Source organism: Sediminibacterium sp. GW821-FHT12F12, assembly GCF_058806635.1.
This window is the reverse complement of record NZ_JBXAPW010000009.1, coordinates 109,844-128,295: the sequence shown is the minus strand read 5'-3', so window position 1 is coordinate 128,295 and position 18,452 is coordinate 109,844. Positions and strand designations below refer to the sequence as shown.

Genomic DNA, 18,452 nt, shown 5'->3' with positions numbered 1-18,452 from the left:
TTTAGGTGGCACTGGTTATATATACAAATTCTTTGTCCGTTAACATTTATACTCGGTTTTCTAGTATTTATACGGTCAAATTATACCATTATCTTGGGCTTCTTATAGCATATAAGCCTTGTAATCCATTATTTAGGATAGGATGTTTATTTGGATTTCTTACAATATATACTATCTTTAAACTCCGATTTGAAAGCAGGTAACGACTATTTACTGCTTATTGACCTCACTCAGATCATTTGTTATGTTTAAAAAGATAAACATTGTTCCTAGGTGGATCATCTTTATGATTGATCTGGGGATCTGCTGTTTTGCGCTGATTTTCGCTTATCTGATACGGGTAAACCTGAGTATTGAGGCGATTAATATGCGTGATCTGAGCGGTAACCTATTGATTTTGGTGCTGATCAATTCCATTGTATTCATCAATTTCAGAACCTATGCCGGCATTATCCGGTATACAGGGGTACAGGATGCGCTGCGGATCTGTTATGCCACAGTAATGACTACCTGTGTACTTTTCTTTATCAGTTTGGTTGCAGCCAATTCAGGCGGGGCCTTGGTATTTTCGAACGTAACCCTGATTATTTATGCCCTGTTCAGCTTTTTATTCCTGATAGCTTACCGGGTATTGATTAAATATGCGTTTAGTTACCTGCGTAACTATAAAATGGATCGCAAAAATGTAATTATTTACGGAGCAGGTGAAGCCGGTTTTGCCACCAAACGGGTGTTGGAACATGATACTACTTCGAATGTAAATATTGTGGCTTTTGTAGATGATGATACCCGGAAAGTGGGGAAAGTAGTGGATGGGATCCGGATCCATCATACAGCTGATTTACAAACCTTGTCGCTGGCACAGAAAATTGACGAGATTATTATTGCCGCATTTACCCTGGTTCCCAGCAAAAAGAATGACTTAGTAGATTTTTGTCTGGATCATGATATCAAAGTATTGAATGTACCCCCATTAGACAAATGGATTAATGGACAGTTTTCCGCCCGGCAGTTACAGGCGATCAAAATTGAAAACTTACTGGAACGTGAGCCTATTCGTATCAATAACGAAGAAATTGCCAGCCAGATCAGCAACAAACGAATACTGGTTACTGGCGCAGCAGGATCTATCGGCAGTGAAATTGTACGCCAGCTTTTAAAATTCAATCCGCAGACCATTGTGCTTTGCGACCAGGCAGAGACACCCCTGCACCAGTTGGAGTTGGAACTCCAGGATTTGAAAACGGCAACGAATTGTGTTTCTTTTCTGGGAGATGTTCGGAATGAAAAACGCATGGAGGAACTCTTTCATTTGTTTGAACCCCATTATGTGTACCATGCCGCCGCATATAAACATGTGCCCATGATGGAACTCTGCCCCACAGAAGCCATCCTGACCAATGTACTGGGTACGAAAATTATCGCGGACCTATCCATTAAACACCATGTACAAAGATTTGTAATGGTTTCTACCGATAAAGCCGTGAACCCCACCAATGTAATGGGTGCTTCTAAACGACTGGCGGAAGCCTATGTACAGCAATTGCACTATAAAGTAAACCATCCGGAGCCAACATCTAACGGCAACCAACTGGCTAAACAGGAAGTAACCAAATTTATCACCACCCGTTTTGGCAACGTATTGGGATCTAATGGTTCGGTGATCATCCGTTTTAAAGACCAGATTGAAAAAGGAGGTCCGGTTACCGTAACCCATCCCAATATTACCCGTTTTTTTATGACAATCCCCGAAGCCTGCCAACTAGTATTAGAAGCAGGATCGATGGGTAAAGGAGGTGAAATCTTTGTTTTTGATATGGGCAAACCCGTTCCCATTGTTGAACTGGCCAAAAAAATGATCCGTCTCTATGGCCTGGTGCCCGGTATTGATATTGATATCAAATATTCCGGGTTACGTCCGGGTGAAAAATTATACGAAGAGCTCCTGACAGATTCTGAAAATACTTTACCCACTTACCACGAAAAGATCATGATAGCCAAAGTGCGGCATCACCTGGAGGATCTCCAGTGCCATTTTGAAGAACTGATTGAACTGGCCCGTCAGAAGCAGGGTTCTATGGCTATGGTGGCAAAAATGAAGGAACTGGTTCCTGAATTTGTGAGTAATAATTCTGTGTTTGAGAGTTTGGATAAAAAGGAATCCGTTGCTAGTGTGGTTTCGATTTCGAAAGTGAGTTAGGGAGGGGCGCATTAGCGCATTGGCATTTGGCGCACCTGCCTGCCGGCAGGCAGGTTGGCTTTTGTACGCCTGCCTGCAGCAGTCGAATCGGATGTAAGCATTACTCATTTTATCAACCTATCATTGTCTTTTGCCCCCGTCATTTCGAACCCGCGAAAGAGGAGAGAAATCTTTCGACGAGAGCGGATAGCTCAAACTGAAGTGTTTCACTTTCTTTCTTGAATTTGTAGAGGAGATATTATGCTGTTTATTTTTAACAGCATCTGGAGATTACGGAACTTCTTAACCTCTACTTACTTTCTTTGTCTTGATACAAAGAAAGTAACAAAGAAAAATCAAGGCAAACATGAACGCTCCGCGCATTTTGCCTTGCCAGCGCGCCTTTCTTTATTTGTGTTGTTGTAATTGATTACTATTTATGGATTTTTTACGCGGCATCATTTAATTGTCCTTGTTCGGAATCTCTATTTGCTTTCTTTTGCCTTCTGCTTTTAGCTGGACAGGTGTAAAGAAAGTAATCTACTTACCGGTCGGCAAAGAAACATCAAGGCAAAACAGCGGCGTGACTCCGTGCTTGTTGCCGTGCCACGCACTCTTCTTTGATAAGTTTTGGTAATCGACTTTGTGCTGTTGGTTGCTTTAACAGCATCTGGAAGTTGCATCAGTGAAGAGAAGCGGCGGGGACCGGGGCTGGATACTAGCGGCTCAAAGCCCGATGCACCAGAAACAATGACTGAATGAGTGCATGCTGAAAACCCAGTGATAATACAGATAATAAACTAGTTAACTACTAGTTTATTAATTATCAAAAATTAGCCAACCTGCCTGCCTGCCGGCAGGTGCGCTAATACGCCAACGCGCCAATACGCCAACGCGCCAACGCGCCAAAACACCAATACGCCCATTGCCATCGATCTAAACGCGAAGCAACTGCTTACCCAACTATTCTAAATCTGCCAAAGACCAAAGACTAAAGACCAAATGCTAACCCGCTTCTTCGCCCTGATACTCCTGCTTATCCTCTCACCGATATTCCTGATAGTAGCCCTATTCATCCTGATAGAAGACGGATTCCCCATTTTCTTTACACAAAAACGCGTAGGAGTTAATTACTCATTTTTTCAGATCTACAAGTTTCGTAGTATGAAGAAAAATACACCTAATGTAGCGACACATTTGCTTACTAACCCTGCTCAATACTTATTACAGTCCGGAGGACTTTTGCGCAGGCTGAGTTTGGATGAATTGCCTAACTTGATTAATATCATGAAAGGCGAAATGGTGTTTGTTGGTCCACGCCCGGCCTTATATAACCAGGATGATTTAATGGCCTTGCGTGTAGCTGCCGGGGTAGATAAATTGAAGCCGGGGATTACGGGGTGGGCTCAAATTAATGGGAGGGATGAGATATCCATTGAACAAAAAGTTCAGCTGGAAAAGGAATATTTGCAACGGAAATCTTTTCTTTTTGATTGCACAATATTGGTTAGGACGTTTACGAATGTTTTGTTTAGTAAGGGGGTGAGTCATTAGGGTTTTTGGTCTCCCGCGGAGCGGGATCTTCGCTTCGCTACGATTTGGCGTGTTGGCGCATTAGCGCATTGGCGTACCTGCCTGCCGGCAGGCAGGTACGCTTTTTGGAACGCCTGCCTGCGGCATGCGGTTGGGAGACTACTTTGCAAGATTTTCACTTTGGCTTTAAAATTCACTATTCACTTTCTTTGATAAGTTTCGGTAACCAATTTTATTCTGTGTATTTTTTAACAGCAGCTGGAGGTTGCTGATGTTCAGGATCTCTATTTACTTTTTTGTCTTGATCCTGCCTTTGGCGGGACAAGTCCTGCTTTCAGCGGGACAGGTGCAAAGAAAGTAACAAAAAAAGTAAAGGCAACCATCCCGCCAATGGCGGGACTCCGCGCGTGTTGCCGTGCCACGCACTCTTCTTTGGTAAGTCCTGATAATCGATTTTGTTCTGTGGGGTGCTTTAGCAGCATCTGGAGTTTGTTGATGCCTAAGGACTCTATCCACTGCTTAGACTGGACTAAAAAAGGCACGATAATCCTGCCAGATAAGGGACTAATGAATGAGGAAGTATAGTGAACTCCTCTGCGTAAACTCCCCGATCTCTGCGACTCAGCGGTGAAAACATAATGAGTGAATGAGTGAATGTTTTGATCCTGCTCGCATCAGAAGGTATGTGTTCCAAAGTTAAATACCGGGAATCTCCAAAATAAGCTAGTTGGAAACAATAATACCCAACACCCTGCCCAGTAACCCAACGCGCCAATGCGCTAACCTGCCAATGCGCCAAAAAGTGAATGCTAAAAGCCCAGTGATAATACCGATAAATACACTATCTAACTACTAGTTAATCGATTACCACAAATTAGCCAACTTGCCTGCCGATAGGCAGGTGCGCTAATGCGCCAAATGACAACAGCCCAATGCCAAATATTCTAAAAAAAACTGCTTACCCTTCCTACTCCTAACAAGCCAAATCGTAGCGAAGCGAAGATCCCGCTGAAAGCGGGAGACCAAAGACCAAAGACTAAAGACCCCTTATGCATAAACTTCTTCTCATCATATTCTCCCTCACCCTAACCATTGCTCTTAGTGCCCAAACTACCCAGGTTGGTTCGGTAGAAGAGGAAATATTGCGCAGCAAACAATTACAGGGTAATTATGACTCATTGGTATCGTTTACTGTTCGGCCACTGGGGCAGGTGCATAAAGCCGATTGGAAAAAGCCGCAGTTCGCTGTTTTACCGGTAACCCTTACACAGCAATACAATAGCCATCACCCCTACGGCTGGAATGATGGGGCAATGATTGCAGCAAAAGGGTATCAGGCACTGGTAAGCGCAGGAATGTATGCCCGATATGGCGTATTGGAAGTTCAGTTGAAACCAGAATTTGTATATGCTGCTAATCCTGCCTACGCTTCGAATAGCCAATATGGGAGTGGGGGCCAATCTTTTCAGAAACTGTATCCCGGCCAGTCGAGTATTCGGTTGAATATGGGACCTGTCGCTGTCGGAGTATCATCAGAGAATCTCTGGTGGGGCCCAGGCTACAGAAGTGCTTTATTGATGAGCAATAATGCTCCCGGATTTGGCCATGTATTCTTTCGCACCCGTCAACCGGTACGTACACCTATTGGTAGTTTTGAATGGCAAATCATTGGCGGAGAGCTAGGATCTGTGGATGCTTTGCCTTACGAGAATCAAAACCTGGTACCCAATCAGATCATTGGTAAATCGAGGTATTATAATGGAATGGTATTGAGTTACCACCCCAAATGGGTACCCGGACTTTTTGTAGGGTTCACAAGAGCTGTTCAATCCTATACATCGTATAATAATTCAGCTCAGTTGAATGCTTTTGAGAAATATGTACCCGTGCTGGCCCTGGCCATCCAGAAAAAGAACAATCTATTTGATGATACCCTTTACCGGGACCAACTGGCGTCCTTTTTCTTACGTTGGGTACTACCTAAAGCGGGAACCGAGTTTTATGCAGAATATGGTTTTAATGATTATGGAGCCAATACCCGCGACTACTTAATGAGTCCTACCCACTCGGCAGCGTATACGGTAGGGCTTAAAAAAATAGTATCACTCCGGGATACAGCAAGGCTTGAACTTGGATTTGAGCTGACACAAATGAGTGAGTCGCCAGATAGGATTGTTCGTCCTGCCGGAAACTGGTATGTGCATGGTCAAATCAGCGAAGGGTATACTTACCAAAACCAGATAATGGGAGCTGGAGCGGGTTTTGGTACTAACGTGCAGAGTGCCATGGCTACCTGGGTAAAAGGAGGCCGCAGACTAGGATTTCTGATTGAAAGATTAGAGAGGGATCCTAACACACATGCAAACAAATGGGTTGATCTTGGATTCGGTGCTCAATCTCAGTGGACCTATCAACAAATGGTAATTGGCTTGAACATTGAATTTATCAATTCAACTAATTATCTGTGGGAGAAGGGCATAAACAAATTAAACCTGCATAGCAGGTTAAGTGTGGGGTATCGGATTAAGTGAAATAGGAACCTTTGATTTTTTTTAGTGGTAATCGATTAGGAGTAGTAATTCTTTTGCGCGGCATCATTTAATGTCCCAACTGCGGGATCTCTATTTACTTTTTTGTCTTGACACAAAAAAGTAACAAAAAAAGTCAAGGCAAACATGATCGCTCCGCGCATTTTGCCGTGCCAGCGCGCCCTTCTTTATTTGTAATGTTGTAATTGATGATTATTTGTGATTTTTTGCGGGGCATCATTTAGTTGTTGATGTTCGTAGTCTCTATTTACTTTCTTTGCCTTGATCCTGCCTTCGGCTGGACACGTGCAAAGAAAGTAACAAAGAAAAATCACGGCAAATCACGCCAGCGGCGTGACTCCGCGCGTTTTTCCCGCCGCTGGCGGGACAGCGCACCCTTCTTTGTTTGTGTTGTTGTAATAGGTTATTGTTTGTGATTTTTTGCGGGGCATCATTTAGATGTTTGCGTTTTGAAATAGGCACCATTTGCCCATTTATCGTAATTACCTATATACTTTATATCCTCCCATGAAACATAAGTCTCTTCTTTTCCTTTTCAGCCTGATTTTCCTACAGAGCAGCGCTCAAACTATTTCAGACGATAGGTTAAAGGAGGCTTTCCGGAACCGACAATTGATTGATTCGGCAAAACCGGCTAACTCACTGATGGTAGATGCCAACCAGGTGAGATTGGCTGACCTGGATGCTGCACTTATGATGAAATCGAAATCACTATTTTCAAAAGGTAGCACAGTTGTTCAATGGTTACCAGTCAGTTTTGTGGAACAATATAATTCGATGGCACCCTATGAATGGAATCTGGGTTCGATGTTGCCGGCAAAAGGACTCCAGACAATGATTTCAGCTGGTGTACATGCCTCCTTTGGAAAACATGTAGAAATACAGCTGGCGCCGGAATTTGTAAATGCAGCCAATAAAAACTTCGAAGGTTTCCCTCTTCAGTTAAATGAACGCGCCTGGGCAGACCGTTACCAGTTCTGGAATTCCAGTGATATACCGGGTCAATTTGGAGAGGGTGCTTATACAAAATTGTTTGCCGGACAGTCGTATATCCGGTATAATACCCGTTCTGTTTCTTATGGTATTTCTACCGAAAATATGTGGTGGGGGCCGGGTTCGCGTAATGCCCTTATCATGAGTACCAATACTCCGGGTTTTTTGCATGCATCGATTAAAACCTTGCGGCCTATTCAGACGGGTATTGGACGGTTTGAGGGGGAAATTATCGGAGGTTTTCTGCAATCATCCGGTATCCTGCCTCCTCGGATCAATAGTGTATACAATGGTAGTTTTGTGTATGTACCAAAGGAGGAGAAAAGCCGCTATATAAGTGGTTTGGTACTGACCTGGCAGCCCAAATGGACAAAAGGTTTATTCCTCGGCATAGCCAAAGCTTCGTACCTGTATGCTTCTGACATAAGCAATCCGCTGGATGTTTTGCCTTTGCAAGGGTTTTTCGGACGAACCATTACCCAAACAGAAAAGAATGGTAAAAAAGCTTCCATGGGTTCACTGTTTGCCCGCTATGTAATGCCGGCTGAACAGGCTGAGCTGTATATGGAATTCGGACGGAAAGATATTTCGTTAATGCCCTGGAATATGCTGCAAACAGAATCTTACAGACGTGCTTATGTGGTGGGTTTCAGAAAACTTTTTACGACCAGCCATGGAGCGCATATTCAATTTATGGGTGAATTAACGCAAATGCAGGCGCCGACGGCTGAACTGATTGCGACGCCGGATAGTTGGTACACACATAAAAATGTTCGCCAGGGTTATACCCATCTGGGAAGACCTATTGGGGCAGGCATCGGGCCCGGCAGTAATAGCCAGACAGTGGAAATAGCCTGGGTAAAAGGATTGAAAAAACTGGGTATCCAGTTTGAGCGGGTTCGTTATAACAGCGATTACTATTATTACGCTTTTGCTTATATCACAGACTTCAGAAGGCATTGGATTGATCTGTCTACTACATTTAAAGCGGATTGGCAGTTCAAAAACCTGTTAGTTTCCGCTCAACTGGGCATCATCCGTTCCTATAATTACCAGTGGCTGGTGATTCAAACAGATCCTACTGATTTCTTTCAACCAGGGAATGAGGTGTTGAATTTTGCACCAAGGGTTAGTGCGCGGTATCGGTTTTAGGGGTGAGTAGTGAGTGGTGAATAGGCAATGGGCAATGATCAATAAATGTTTCAATCCCCCCTCTTTGCGCAGCAGAGAGGGGCCGGGGGTGAGTTGAGACTTGTCAATTCGCCAAAGGCCCCGAGCTATGAGCTGCGAGCTGTGAGTGGTGAATGGTGAATAGGCAATGGGCAAACCCCAAACTCCAAACCCCAAACCTACACCTTGTACGCAATAAACGACTTATCCAACCCCACAAACTTTTCAGCATAGATATTCGCATCCGGGAATAGTTGTTTCATTTCCCGTAAGGATAAAAGCCTGATCTCTCTTACCTGTTCTATAGCCTCTCTTTTGGAGAGGCTTTTTTGTATATGGCCCAGCGAGAAATTTCGGGTTAAAAAAACACGCAAAGAGAAAGGTAGATACTGAAATAAGGGAAATACCCAATGGGGCTCTATGGGGAACCAATAATTGGGGGTTTGTATAAAGAATCGGTTGCTTACCCTTTGTACTTCTGCCGCCATTTTTTGCTGGTTCTCCCAGGTAAAAAGGTGTTCAATAACTGAATTGGAGAATACCAGGTCAAATGACTGATCTGCAAACATATGCAGGTTGGTTGCGTCTCCGGCCACGCTTTGCATATCCGGGTTGTTGATAGAGGCTTCTGTCAGGTTTAATAAGGTGATATGTATTCCTTCTTCATGAAACCGCATAGCTTTCCAGAATTCTTCCGTTCCACCGATATCTAATATGGAGAGAGGTCTGGGCAGATCTTTTATCAGTGATAAAAAGAACATAAACCGCTTACTGCGCATTTTGTGCGATAGGGAGGCTTCATTTTTGTTGTTAGCTAACTTGTCCAGAAAACTCATGCTGCTGATATGTATGTGTTTTTTCTGCGGTTGGATCTTTGTAATACCATGATGGAAAGTATGCAAAGTATAGAGCCGAAAAGAGCACCATACAAAATGGACCATCCGAGTTTAATACGAGTATCTGGCAACGGTAATTCAGGCGCATCAACTACCTGAATAGTGGGGGTTTCCTGGATCTGGGCCGTTTTGTTCATTTCAAGATTCTTGATGATCTCTGCATAGATGGTACTCTGTACAAATTTATCCCGGGCCGAAATTTCTGCAGACACTTCCGGTGCTGCAAAAACCGGGTTCGCATCCAGCAACAGCCTGTTGGCATTGGCTGCTGAATAAGTTTTTCGGTTCAGGTTACGTTCCAGGCTATCGGCTTTTGCCTGCAGCCGTTGAATGTTTTTGGTGAGTCTTTGGGTTTTTGTTTCAATATAAAAACCAGTAGCGGTTTTTAATAATCTTTGACAAAACAAGCTGCTTAATGTTTCATTACGCATCGTTGTTTGCATTTCAATAAAACTGAGTTTACGGTCGATCTTGGCAACTACCAGTTCTTTTTTGAGTATGTTTTCAGTGATTTTCTGCAGTAGGCTATCTTCCAGTCTTGTAAACATCCTTTTATCTGCTGGAAAATCGATTTGCCGGTTAATACGAGAGCTGTTTTTCCATTTCTCTTTCCAGTGATAGGTTTCTGCATACAAATCGGCCAACGATTTTGTAGAACTGCTGTCGACAGGTGTTAACAAGGTTTTCCTGATCAAACTATGACTTTTCAGCAGCGCCAGAATATTATCGCCCGAGAGTACACCACTACCACCGGTTACATTTCCCAGGTCAAGACCAAACTGTCCGGCAAGTGCCGACATAATACCCGTGCCTGATGTTTTGGAGTCTTCTACCACAAAAGTGATCCGGGCTGAATAAGCAACCGGTTTCCAGTACCTGTATGCTACACTGATGACAATCCCCAGGATAGCAGATAATAAGATCCAGCGCCAGAATTGTAAAGCAGACCGTAACGTAACAAAGAATTTTTCGCTTTCATTCTTTAATGAAAACAATTCATCTTCCGGAAGCTCTGGTGTATGGCTGTTGTCGGGGTATTGCATGGTTTGTTTTTATCTTTTTAGAATCGTGATCATACTTACGATCCCTGTTAATATCCCGGTTAATGCTGAAAGTTCAATGATGGATATACCTTTTCTTTCTCCTGCCTGTTTAGCAGGTACAATGATCTTACTGCCGGCTGTTACTTTGGGATAAGTTCTGAAAAACAGAAAACGATGGATCTGTTTGTTTACTCCATTACTGTATTGGATGTACGCTTTTTTCAGGTTTCCGTTGTCGTTAACACCTCCCGCATCGGATATATAAGAGAGAAAGCTGCCTGACTGGTACCTGAGTATCTGCGGGTTAAATACTTCCCCTTTCACTTCTACAAAAGGTTCATTTCTGGGAATGTATATGCTATCGCCTGGCAAGAGCAGAAAATTGTATTGGTTCTGCCCTTTGGTGGAAAGCACGGTACTGGCCACCCTGAGATTGTTCCGGTAAATCTGTGCATCGGATAAGGACGCGTAAGGGGTGGGTCCGCCAGCCCTTTCTAATAACTCTTCAATACTTTCATCTCTTCTTTCCAGGGAGTAATCGCCGGCATATAAAATTTCTCCTCTTAATTTAATACTTCCCAGGTTTCGATAATTGAGCAGGCGGGGCACAAAAATATAATCCTGCGGCTCTAGCAGGGTATTGCTTTTAGAATCCTGTAAGCTGGAATCTACATTCACTGTAATCAGATCGATCAGTTTATTGGCCAGCGTGTCTGATTTGTTTTTTTGTAAACGGGATATTTCTACCTTATGTGTTGCGGCTTCATTGGTAAATCCACCCGCCAGTATAATAGCATCTTCGAGAGAAATGCCTTTTCTGAATTGATAGGTTCCTGGTTGTCTTACATTTCCCCCTACGAGGATAGTCGGGATATCCTGTAAACTGTCTTTAGCCATTATGTAAACAGAGTCTTCTTTCACCAGGAGGATATCCGGATCTTTTCCGTCTAAAATTTTACGTGCATCAAAAGACAGGAACAGTTTCTCGGCACCATCGGTTTTTACACGTTTGATATAGCCCCTGTTGGTAAAAGCATCTTCCCGAATTCCATTTGCTTTTTTGATCAATCCTGATAAGGTTAAACCCTCGGTCAACTCATAATTCCCCGGACGCATAACAGCACCGGTTAGGATAATCCTGTTTTCAAAACGAGGTAAGATCTGATCAACATGAATAGAATCGCCATTACGGGGGATGATATAACTGAAGTCGGCTGCAGTTATGTCTCTTATCTTTTTTTCCCTCTCTCCATTCTGCACCATTTTGATCGATTCCTTATAGGCGTTTTCTCCAAACCCGCCGCTGTATTGAATGATATCTGCAATAGTTTCTTTATCAGACAACTCATAAATAAAAGGCCTTTTTACAGCCCCGGTAAGTGTTACCCGTTTTACATACACTGGGTAGCGGATGATATCCTGGTCCTGTAACTTATAGGATTTATGGAAGACGCCTTTCTGCAGGAAGTCATAAAAATCAATTGTCTCAATTACTTTATTGTTCCGGATCAGCTCAATTTTCCGCAAAGAACCATTTTCGGCCGGTCCACCTGACAGGTACAATACATTAAAGAGATCTGCTAATCCGGACACAGTATAAGTACCAGGTGTTTCCGCTTCGCCAATAACCGATACATTGATGCTTCTGGCATTATCTACGGTCAAAAACAGTTTTGTTCTGCCTGAACTAATAGCAGGGTAGGCAATTTTCATGGCATTCATTAACTTCTGTGATGCCTGGTCAATGGTTAAACCACTGAGAGTAACTATTCCTACGTACGGTAGCTGAAATGTGCCTTCTTTGGTGATTTTATCAGAAATGCTGACTTCGTTTACTCCAGTGAGGTTAACCGTAATAACATCGCCGGTACCTAAAATATAACTTTTGGAAGGGCTGTTATTCAGGCTTGGCTGAAAAGTAATATTGGGTGCACTAAAAAAATCATAGCCGTAGTAAGGGGATATTTTCCGGATTTTAGGAACGGCAGCATGCCAACTGTTATCATTCATGAAACTGGCCGTATCTTTAATATTAATGCTCTGCGTTCCGCTTTTTGACTTGGACTGACTTTGTAATTTTAATAAACGGCTTTTAAAATTGTTGACTTCTGATGGGTTTAGCCCCCTGCTAACCAATTCTTTCATCACATCTGCCTCGCTCATGCCAGACTTTTGTGTCTGTTGCCATAGCTTCTGGATCTGATCATCAGTGAGTTGGCTAACCCTGCCGGTAGAGGAACCGGCTGGTAATGTTTGTGCCTGACTGGTCCCGGATATCAATAGTCCTGAAAAAAGAAAGATAAGGGGGTAAGTCAGCTTACAAAGGGTATATTTCATCCGTTGGTTGATTTAAGGTCAGACAGTATTTGTCTATTTATGCTGCCGGATACAAGGACCGTAAAAGTAATTATACCCAGCAGGGGTTACAATCAGGCAAATATCGTTATTTATGAACATGGAATTGCCAAAAAGCTGAATTTGACCGGTTCCTATGCTTATAGCGATTTAGCTGGCTTTATAAGCCATACCTAATGCCAATAGAGCTGGTGGTTTCTGTAAAACTGGCAGCGGGGCTCGTGTTTTTTATGTGTAAGGAATTCAGGTAGCCCATGAGGTATAATTTAGGTAACCACTCATAGGAACATTGAAAATGCCATTCCTGTTGTTGGGTTTGTAATCCAAACAGGAATGGAGGTTGTGGTTCCTGGAAATACTGCTGGTCAATAGTACCCATTGCCCCTTTTCGAACGGTCTGATACCTCAAAAGGCATTTTACCCTGGGGGCGGGTGTGTATTTAACAGTTGCGATCCATCTATCTGCATTACTACCCATCCAATCTCCCAGGAGATAATCATTGTTTGTGTAGTTCTGAGCTGGCAGGAGGTTCCGGTATACAAATGGGTTAATACGGGTGTATTCCAGGCCAAGGGTAAGGTAGGATAATCCTGGATCGGTTACCGATCCGCCCAGGGTGTATCCCAGCTGGTTACGACTTTTGGCAGGGTTAAAAAGGGTAGAGACCCTGATCTCATCAATAAACAGTGAACCATACAAATGCGTATTGCGCAGGTTATTTCTGGAACTTACCTGCAGGAATAACTGTCCGTTGGAACCAGCATTGATATTGTTGTTATTGATAAGATTGTCATATGCTTTGAAGAAGAGTACCGGTATCAAATAACCTACGTTTAACCTGTCGCTGTAAACCATGGATTCTCCCACCACAATATCCAGACCTTTGGTAGGGGTAAAACGGATACTGTGCTGCGCCATGAATTTGGGGATATAGATCTCCCTCCTGCTCCCGAATGCACCGCTTCCGGTTGGGTAAGAGGCGGCAGAATCGAGGATATTGGAATTGAGCCATGCGTGGGTATAAGTAAAGCTGAGCTGGCGAAAAGGGGTATAATCCAGCCTGATATAGGGGTAGGCAGGTGATTTGGAAGAGAGTATAATTCGCCCGTTTTCACCGTAACCGTTTAGCAACTGATCCTGAACAAAACTGAAAGAACCATTTTTCCAGCTATACGTGATACCACCCCTGAGTTCGCTGTAATTATGGCTTTTGCCATTGGCAGCAATTTTACTGATAATACCAGTGGCAGGAGTGAATTGCCGTAAGGTATCCAATCCTGACCCGTTTTCATTTACATCGTTAAAGGAAAAATAATAACTCCATTGTTTACCGGCATACCCATATAAATTAAACCCGGAACTGGTTTGTTTAATGTTTTTACCAGATCCCTGAATAATAGAAGCGGAAAGTATGGGGTCTACCCGCATCAGAAAGTTGTTTGCGGTGGTAGAAATTGCCCGGAAACGATGATACGCATCCTGGGCAAACATGGCTGTTTTGGCTTTTGATTGATCCGTATTCAATGCCAGTGCATCGCTGAATTCCCGTTTGTAGAAAAGAAGCTCTTTTTTTTCTATGTTGCTTAATGCGGGTTCTTTTGCTGCGAGAGAGTCGAGGCATTGCTCCAGATAAATCCGGCTAAGAGGTCTGATATAGTCATCAAAATGAATCAACCCCTTTTGTGCCATTCTATATAGGAAATGATAGATTTCACTGTTTTGATTTTCCCAAACTCCCTGGGCCGCCAGGCGGCTAGTAAAGAGGACGAAAACCAGTGAACTGAGAAGTAAGCCTTTTTTTAGCATGTGAATGGTTAGGTTGGGTTTTGGTCTTTAGTCTTTGGCATTTAGTCTTTGGCATTTAGCATTTGGCGCATTGGCTATCTACTCGCAGCTCAAAGCTCACAGCTCATAGCTTTGTCGTATTCATTGCCCATTGCCTATTCACAACTCACCACTCACTACTCACTGCGCCCGCTTAATACGCATTCTGATCACCTCTGAAAATATTGATAACTGTTTGCAGGATAATCTGGCAGTCGAACCAGAATGTCCATCTGTGAATATAATAGAGGTCAAAGTTAACACGTTCCTGCATGGCTCCGGGCATTCTGGTTTCGCCCCTGCTGCCATTCACCTGTGCCCACCCGGTGATGCCTGGTTTGATAATGTGCCGAAGCATATAATTATCAATGGTATGCATCGCTTCCAGGTTAAGTGGGGTAGGATGTGGGCGTGGACCTACCACCGACATGTTCCCGAGTAGTACGTTCCAGAATTGAGGAAGCTCGTCCAGGTTTGATTTTCTGAGCAAAGCTCCCAAAGTGGTTACCCTGGGATCATTCTTTTTTGCCTGTTGATAATTTCCATCATCATCAAGATCAGAACTGTCGTGTATCATGGTTCTGAATTTATAACAGGTGATTTTTTCATTGTTCAAACCCCATCTTTCCTGGTGAAAGAAAACGGAGCCGCGGGAAGTTATCTTAATCAGCAGTGCAATCAATGGAAACAACCAGATACCGATCAAAACAAAAAAAAGCAATGAAAAAAGAATATCGAAAACCCTTTTCAGGAATCTGTTCTCCTGTTTATCAAGAGGCAGGGACCGGATACTGAGAACAGATAACTGGCCGATATTATTTACCTGTAACGGTGACAGGGCAAACTGATGAAGATTAGGAACGATACGGGCTTTTACAGAATAATAATCACATACCTCCACACATTTCTGAATTTCCTTATTCTGAGAGTTGGGTAGGGCAATCACCACTTCGTCTATCTGTTTGGATGCAAGCAAAGAGGGCAACTGTTTCAGGCTGCCTCTATACGGACAGCCATTCATTACCTGAATGTGATCGTCGATAAATCCAATGCATTTATAACCATAATAGTAATATTTATTGATGGTTTCATAAAAATCGAGTGCGCTGTTGGTGGCACCTACCAGTAGCAGGTTATCCAATACCTTGCCCTGAAATATGGCGGAGTGCAGACTCTTTCGTATGATGTACTTGGTAATAGTCAGCGTAACTAAAAGAATCATCATAAAGACAAACAGTTCTGCACTACTGATCTCTACGTAGCTTTGAAGGAAAAAACTGACGGAACTTAAAATGATTGCGTAAATAATCAGTGAATACACAATGAATACCATTTCCTCCGAATACTTATTCGAACGTCTGTCGGCGTATAATTTTGAAAAGGAAGTGGCTATATACCAGGTAACTAAGGCAATAAGTGCAAAAAGCTGGTGGGAATAGGGAAGGGCTAAAATGTTGATTTTACGCACAAAACTGATAGCTGCGATAAAAGACAACATTATCACAGGGGCATCTATGATATAGCGGATTAGTGTAAATCGATTGAAATTCTTATTCATAGATTTCTACAGGCCTACTGGACTTTTGCACATAAGTGGTTGATCGTTAATGATCTTTACCTCGATGCCGAGGTGTCTCATTTTCCAGATACGGTCACAAAATAGGTAATATTTAAAAAAATGCCCATCTGATTGCTAATTTTAGGATTTTGACAGCTACAGGATCGGTTTCTTCGCCTGTCTGATGCCCGCTATCCCATATTTTTCAGTTTCTGTTTGATAAGCAAGGGGATAAACCGGGGTGCTTCCAGTAAATACCGTTTATAAAGCCTGCGGGGCTCTTTCAGGAGCCGGTATAGCCATTCGAGACCGGCTTTCTGCATAAAAACCGGGGCCCGTTGAATACTTCCCAATGTTACTTCGAATGCACCGCCCACACCAATGGCAATATGCACATTCAGGTTCTGTAGCTGCTCATAAATCCAGAAATCCTGTTTGGGGGCAGTTAAACTAACCCAGAGTACATCCGGAGCGGCCTGATTGATCAGGGAACAGATCTTGATATTCTCTTCATCGCTAAACTTTTCTGCAAAAGGAGGAGAATACGTACCCTTTATCCGGATACCGGGATACATGGCTTCACATTTTCTTTTCAGGGCTTCGGCCACTCCCTCGCTGGCACCCATAAAAAACAGGGAATAATTTCTGTGATAACATTCCTCTATGTATCGTGGTAAAAGATCAAGGCCGGTAACTCTTTCTTTAAGGGGCGAATTCAGCATACGGGCGGCCCATAAAAGCGGAACGCCATCGCATAAGGTAAGGTCTGCTGAATTATAAATTTTTCGGAGTTCTTCATTGTCGTTTGCCCATAACAAACAGTTTACGGGGGTAACACATACCCTTTTCTTTTCGTTTTTTTCGATCCAGCCGTTGAAAATACTGATAGTTTCTTCCAGGGAAATATTGCTTATGCCTGTTCCAATGATATTGACTTTATCTGCTATTTCCTGGTTCATAGGAAAACTTTTCACAAAAATAGCGTATCCGGGTCAATCCTCGTTTGCATAGATGTTGCGGATTGTTACAAGATGAATACTTTCGTGATAATGGTTCTCATACCTTTTTCTGGCATTCCCTGAAAGGATTTGTAAAGCAGAAAGATCGAGTTCTTCCAAACGCCCGATGGCCCGATTGAGGGATGAAGCATTACCTCCTTCATAGAGGAACCCGTTTACACCATCGCTTAGCATGCTGCTGGTATTCACAGAGGCTGCTGCAATAGGTACAGCGCCGGCCGCAAATGCTTCTATCAAGGTCATAGGCATCCCTTCTGTGAGTAAAGAAGGAAATATCAATCCTTTGCATTGCTGAAACAGGATAGCGATTTGTTCCTGGGTTTGCTGACCTATATATTGGATGTTTTCGGAAGTATTTTCTTTTACATAAGAGACCATATTCCCATCCCCTGCAATCAATAGTTTTCTGCCGGACTGCTGAAAGGCCTCCATCATGTGGCGAATTCCTTTTTCTTCTTCAATCCTTCCGGCATATAAGTAAGTATTATTCCGGTTCTGATAATCTGCATAAGCTGTATCGGCAATAAAGTTTGACTTGACCGTGATTTTTTCTTCGTTTACCCCGATACCCTGTAATAACTCCTTGGTAAAAGGGTTGAGTACAATAAATCTATCAACCTTATGAAGCCAGGTGCCCGCTTTTCTGTGAAATTGAAGCGAAGCCGCCAGGATCGCAGACAGGGTGGGAGAAGCTTTGAAACAGGCATAACGGATACCGGGCCTGAATGAGCGTGAATTTACACAGTCCATACAAGTACCCCCTTCTCTGTAAAAAAGCGCATTCAGACAGAATAACCGGTAATTGTGGATGGTCATTACTGTTTTTGCGCCGGCTAATTTTCCAGCCCAGAAAACAGCAGGAGAAGCAGTGTAAAAAAAGTTGTGTGTGTGAAGAACGCTGATCTTGTGTTTTTTGATCAGTCGGTAAACGGAAAAAAAAGCAGACAGGTTAAAGAAAAAATTGAAACCGGCCAGGAATGGTTTTAAGGGATTGGTTGATTGAAAATTTTCATTCCCAAATTCTTTTAACCATACGGTATACCCATGTTTTCTTAACAGACTGATCTCGTTTGAGACCACACTATCTTCCCCTCCGGTTTTGAGATATTTATTATGGATAAAAAGCAGGTTGGTATTTGCTGGCTCGGGTAGTTGCATCACTTAAAAAATAAAGATACAATTTTTGAAACGGATGAGCCCGGGTTGCAGGAGTTTAATGGACGAGTGGTTTTATGGGTATTTGGCGTGTTGGCGATTCATTCACTACTCACCCCCGGCCCCTCTCTGCTGCGCAAAGAGGGGGGATTTATTTGCAATAGCCATTCACGTCTC

11 protein-coding genes are annotated in these 18,452 nt (G+C 43.1%); 4 read left to right on the top strand and 7 right to left on the bottom strand.

Annotated features, from left to right (window positions below; genetic code table 11):
• The first annotated feature begins 244 nt into the window (after positions 1–244).
• The 4 genes from AC1RNB_RS13415 (at position 245) to AC1RNB_RS13400 (ending at position 8,406) form a co-directional block, all read left to right on the top strand.
• Positions 245–2,200: a polysaccharide biosynthesis protein gene (locus tag AC1RNB_RS13415; protein ID WP_493083561.1), complete on the top strand. Its 1,956-nt coding sequence runs from the start codon at positions 245–247 to the stop codon at positions 2,198–2,200.
• A gap of 981 nt (positions 2,201–3,181) precedes the next feature.
• Positions 3,182–3,733: a sugar transferase gene (locus AC1RNB_RS13410; protein ID WP_493083559.1), complete on the top strand. Its 552-nt coding sequence runs from the start codon at positions 3,182–3,184 to the stop codon at positions 3,731–3,733.
• A gap of 1,028 nt (positions 3,734–4,761) precedes the next feature.
• Positions 4,762–6,243: a capsule assembly Wzi family protein gene (locus AC1RNB_RS13405; protein WP_493083557.1), complete on the top strand. Its 1,482-nt coding sequence runs from the start codon at positions 4,762–4,764 to the stop codon at positions 6,241–6,243.
• 525 nt (positions 6,244–6,768) lie between these two features.
• Entirely contained in the window at positions 6,769–8,406 is a 1,638-nt protein-coding gene (locus AC1RNB_RS13400) for a capsule assembly Wzi family protein (RefSeq protein WP_493083555.1), read from the top strand.
• A 197-nt stretch (positions 8,407–8,603) separates the two neighbouring features.
• Here the strand turns inward: AC1RNB_RS13400 and AC1RNB_RS13395 are convergent, their stop codons facing one another.
• The 7 genes from AC1RNB_RS13395 to AC1RNB_RS13365 all read right to left on the bottom strand — a co-directional run bounded on the left by AC1RNB_RS13395 (position 8,604) and on the right by AC1RNB_RS13365 (position 18,278).
• Positions 8,604–9,260: a class I SAM-dependent methyltransferase gene (locus AC1RNB_RS13395; RefSeq protein ID WP_493083553.1), complete on the bottom strand. Its 657-nt coding sequence runs from the start codon at positions 9,258–9,260 to the stop codon at positions 8,604–8,606.
• Complete coding sequence (locus AC1RNB_RS13390; RefSeq protein ID WP_493083551.1) at positions 9,257–10,363, bottom strand: GumC domain-containing protein; 1,107 nt, start codon at positions 10,361–10,363, stop codon at positions 9,257–9,259. The genes AC1RNB_RS13395 and AC1RNB_RS13390 overlap by 4 nt, the downstream gene beginning before the upstream one ends.
• A gap of 9 nt (positions 10,364–10,372) precedes the next feature.
• Positions 10,373–12,700, bottom strand: coding sequence for an SLBB domain-containing protein (locus AC1RNB_RS13385; RefSeq protein WP_493083549.1), 2,328 nt, complete (start codon positions 12,698–12,700; stop codon positions 10,373–10,375).
• A 178-nt stretch (positions 12,701–12,878) separates the two neighbouring features.
• Positions 12,879–14,408, bottom strand: a complete 1,530-nt coding sequence (locus AC1RNB_RS13380) for a capsule assembly Wzi family protein (protein ID WP_493083547.1) — start codon at positions 14,406–14,408, stop codon at positions 12,879–12,881.
• A 289-nt stretch (positions 14,409–14,697) separates the two neighbouring features.
• A complete protein-coding gene (locus AC1RNB_RS13375) occupies positions 14,698–16,101 on the bottom strand; it encodes an undecaprenyl-phosphate glucose phosphotransferase (RefSeq protein WP_493083545.1) in 1,404 nt (467 codons plus the stop codon).
• A 191-nt stretch (positions 16,102–16,292) separates the two neighbouring features.
• Complete coding sequence (locus AC1RNB_RS13370) at positions 16,293–17,060, bottom strand: WecB/TagA/CpsF family glycosyltransferase (RefSeq protein ID WP_493083543.1); 768 nt, start codon at positions 17,058–17,060, stop codon at positions 16,293–16,295.
• Between the two features lie 33 nt (positions 17,061–17,093).
• On the bottom strand, positions 17,094–18,278 hold the full coding sequence (locus AC1RNB_RS13365; protein ID WP_493083541.1) for a glycosyltransferase family 4 protein: 1,185 nt from the start codon (positions 18,276–18,278) through the stop codon (positions 17,094–17,096).
• Positions 18,279–18,452: the final 174 nt, after the last annotated feature.

Bases quoted from the DNA above. Each gene is read 5' to 3' on its own strand.
- AC1RNB_RS13390 (WP_493083551.1), bottom strand. From the start codon at position 10,363: ATGCAATACCCCGACAACAGCCATACACCAGAGCTTCCGGAAGATGAA.
- AC1RNB_RS13395 (WP_493083553.1), bottom strand. From the start codon at position 9,260: ATGAGTTTTCTGGACAAGTTAGCTAACAACAAAAATGAAGCCTCCCTA.
- AC1RNB_RS13370 (WP_493083543.1), bottom strand. From the start codon at position 17,060: ATGAACCAGGAAATAGCAGATAAAGTCAATATCATTGGAACAGGCATA.
- AC1RNB_RS13380 (WP_493083547.1), bottom strand. From the start codon at position 14,408: ATGGCACAAAAGGGGTTGATTCATTTTGATGACTATATCAGACCTCTT.
- AC1RNB_RS13405 (WP_493083557.1), top strand. From the start codon at position 4,762: ATGCATAAACTTCTTCTCATCATATTCTCCCTCACCCTAACCATTGCT.
- AC1RNB_RS13410 (WP_493083559.1), top strand. From the start codon at position 3,182: ATGCTAACCCGCTTCTTCGCCCTGATACTCCTGCTTATCCTCTCACCG.
- AC1RNB_RS13365 (WP_493083541.1), bottom strand. From the start codon at position 18,278: ATGCAACTACCCGAGCCAGCAAATACCAACCTGCTTTTTATCCATAAT.
- AC1RNB_RS13375 (WP_493083545.1), bottom strand. From the start codon at position 16,101: ATGAATAAGAATTTCAATCGATTTACACTAATCCGCTATATCATAGAT.
- AC1RNB_RS13415 (WP_493083561.1), top strand. From the start codon at position 245: ATGTTTAAAAAGATAAACATTGTTCCTAGGTGGATCATCTTTATGATT.
- AC1RNB_RS13385 (WP_493083549.1), bottom strand. From the start codon at position 12,700: ATGAAATATACCCTTTGTAAGCTGACTTACCCCCTTATCTTTCTTTTT.
- AC1RNB_RS13400 (WP_493083555.1), top strand. From the start codon at position 6,769: ATGAAACATAAGTCTCTTCTTTTCCTTTTCAGCCTGATTTTCCTACAG.